Origin of the sequence: Pseudomonas nicosulfuronedens, from assembly GCF_005877905.1 — a bacterium.
Classification (GTDB): domain Bacteria; phylum Pseudomonadota; class Gammaproteobacteria; order Pseudomonadales; family Pseudomonadaceae; genus Pseudomonas; species Pseudomonas nicosulfuronedens.
This window is the reverse complement of record NZ_SWDV01000101.1, coordinates 1-2,101: the sequence shown is the minus strand read 5'-3', so window position 1 is coordinate 2,101 and position 2,101 is coordinate 1. Positions and strand designations below refer to the sequence as shown.

The 2,101-nt window shown below is 58.2% G+C and carries 2 protein-coding genes; one reads left to right on the top strand and one right to left on the bottom strand.

Going from position 1 to position 2,101, the window contains the following annotated elements; genetic code table 11:
• Nucleotides 1-54 precede the first annotated feature (54 nt).
• Nucleotides 55-216: a hypothetical protein gene (locus FAS41_RS31555; protein WP_425326833.1), complete on the bottom strand. Its 162-nt coding sequence runs from the start codon at nt 214-216 to the stop codon at nt 55-57.
• Nucleotides 217-467: 251 nt separating this feature from the next.
• Here FAS41_RS31555 and FAS41_RS30560 point away from each other — a divergent pair, with 251 nt between their 5' ends.
• Complete coding sequence (locus tag FAS41_RS30560) at nt 468-1,475, top strand: AraC family transcriptional regulator (RefSeq protein ID WP_138527004.1); 1,008 nt, start codon at nt 468-470, stop codon at nt 1,473-1,475.
• Nucleotides 1,476-2,101: the final 626 nt, after the last annotated feature.

The following is a 2,101-nucleotide window of genomic DNA, read 5'->3' as shown; positions in this document are numbered from 1 at the left end:
CCAGCCTGTAAATTGGCGCCGCTTCGCGACACCAATTCATCAAGCAGGTATGCATTATTTATCTAGCCAAGACTCAAAAGTTTCAGCACAGTGCTCTGCCTTCCATGCTTTCAGAATCTTGTGGTTACCCCCTTGTGTTTCTACGATTTCACCAGGGTGCGGATCTTCGTACACCTTGACCGTACGTATGCGACGCGGCGATTGAATTGCCCGCACCCCACGGCGAGAGGATTCCGGGTTAAGGATCGTGATCACATCACGCAAGTGACTTGCCGTACTGGCTCATCAAGCTTTTAATTTTCTCAAAGCTACAAAGATTGAGAAGCGCCGGCGAGCTAAGTTGGCGTAATTCGACGTTAATATGGCGCACTTCGCATGAGACTGGAACCCCACACTTTTTATACTACGTATGAATTTCGAATGGGGACAGCATACTTCCCTCATTGAGTGGCGATGGAGTTCCGGCGGTGCAAAAAAAGACCTTCCCAATCAAGATCGGCTGGCAGCCACTGCTGAAGGACCTTGGTCTGAAGCCTGGTCATGTGTTGCGTCGTGCCGGCCTTCCCGACGACTTGCTTTCTCGTGGAGCGCCCGGCCTTTCCACTGCGGACTATTTCCGATTCTGGTACGCCCTGGAGATCGAAGCCGGTGCCCCCCTGTTCCCCTTGCGCCTCGTCGATACCCTCTCCGCCGAAACCTTCGATCCTCCCTTGTTCGCCGCCCTGTGCAGCGCCAATCTCATGCAGGCCGTACAGCGCCTGGCCAAGTACAAGCAGCTCGTAGCACCCATGCGGCTAGAGGTAGAGGTTGGAAAGGACGGCGATCTCACGCTGACGCCTCAATGGCTATCCGTGCAGGCCGAAGTGCCCTGTTCGCTGCAGGTAGCCGAGCTCGCTTTTTTCCTGCGCCTCGCCCGACTCGCGACCTGCGAGCCGGCCAAGGCGCTTCGGGTGACGCTTCCGAAAGTGCCGCCCAGCGATCACGCCCGGCGCTACGAAAGCTTCTTCGGCACTCCCGCCCAGCAGGGAACGAGCCCGAGCGTCACATTTGCCGCCGTGGACGCCTTGCGTCCCTTCATCACGCTCAACGAAAACATGTGGCGGGTGTTTGAGCCGGACCTTCGCCGCCGCCTCGGTGAACTCGACGCGACAGCGACCACCGCGGATCGCGTTCGTGCTGCACTACTGGAGTTGTTGCCAGGCAACGCCGCAACGATCGAGAAAACCGCCGTGCGCCTTGGCATGAGCCAGCGCACCCTGCAGCGCCGCCTCGAGGGCGAAGGGCAAAGCTTTCGCGCCCTGGTCAATGCCACTCGAGAGAATCTTGCGCGCCACTACCTCGGGAAAACCACCTTATCGGGCGGGGAGATTGCCTTCCTGCTCGGCTTCGAAGATCCCAATTCCTTCCACCGCGCATTTCAGGACTGGACTGGTCAGACACCCGGCAGCATCCGACATGCTAAGCGCCTGAGCTGAGGAGGCCATCGCAAAGTGCAACTGGCCGGCGCCACGGGCCTTGTGTGAGGCCAGATGCTCCAGGAGCTGCCAGCGGAAAGCTCTGTCCGCGAGGTGCACGCCCTGAGTCGTCGGCCATTGAATCTAAGCCATCCCGAGCGCCAGGATCACATCGTCGACTTCAGATACCTGCCTGTGCTGCCAAAAAGCCAACGAAGCCAACCTGGCACTCGTCGTCCGTAAAGGCACGCCGTCCCCCCTCGCCAAAAGGAGCTTTGGTGTCGCGCCCTCGCAACAGGCGTCCAACTAATGTCTGCGGGCTTCGTAGCCGCGCGGCGGCTCGTGTGATTCTTCACTCAAGAGCAAAAGCTCTTGCACTTGTAAGTGTTTGCCGCAGGAGACGTATCCCCTCTCTGAGGACTTTTTCGGCGAGAAGCACCAACGAATCTGTGCTGATTAGCTTGCCGGAATCTGTAGTCGTATGCAGCTGAACTCGACGGCCAAACGCTGCGTTTACCCCAAGGTTAAGGCATCGGGCTTACCGCCAGTCACAGTGTTCAGCGTCCGGGTGAGCCAATGCCTTAGCCACTCCGCGCAACATCTGCTGCCCTAAAAAGACATGGATAAAAATCGCTGCTGAGACCTCA